The organism is Leisingera sp. ANG-M1 (assembly GCF_000813745.1).
Classification (GTDB): domain Bacteria; phylum Pseudomonadota; class Alphaproteobacteria; order Rhodobacterales; family Rhodobacteraceae; genus Leisingera.
This window is the reverse complement of sequence record NZ_JWLC01000052.1, coordinates 1-272: the sequence shown is the minus strand read 5'-3', so window position 1 is coordinate 272 and position 272 is coordinate 1. Positions and strand designations below refer to the sequence as shown.

Sequence of the window (272 nt, the reverse complement as noted above, 5' to 3'; positions counted from 1 at the left end):
CACCGCCACGCCGCCGGTCATGTATTCGCAGCCGCAGGCACCGCAGCCCTCGATCACCACCTTGGCGCCGGAGTTGCGGACCGCAAAGCGCTCACCCGCACGGCCGGCCGCAAACAGGTAGCCATCGGTGGCACCGTACAGCACGGTATTGCCGATGATGGTGTTTTCCGAGGCCACCAGCGGGCTCACCTGCGGCGGGCGCACCACGATGGTGCCGCCCGACAGGCCCTTGCCGACATAGTCATTGGCGTCGCCCGACACTTCCAGCTTCA

1 protein-coding gene is annotated in these 272 nt (G+C 67.3%); it reads right to left on the bottom strand.

Annotation, left to right across the window (positions count from 1 at the left end; genetic code table 11):
* On the bottom strand, positions 1 to 272 hold a 272-nt coding region (locus RA19_RS25190), incomplete at both ends, for a GltB/FmdC/FwdC-like GXGXG domain-containing protein (protein WP_039168602.1).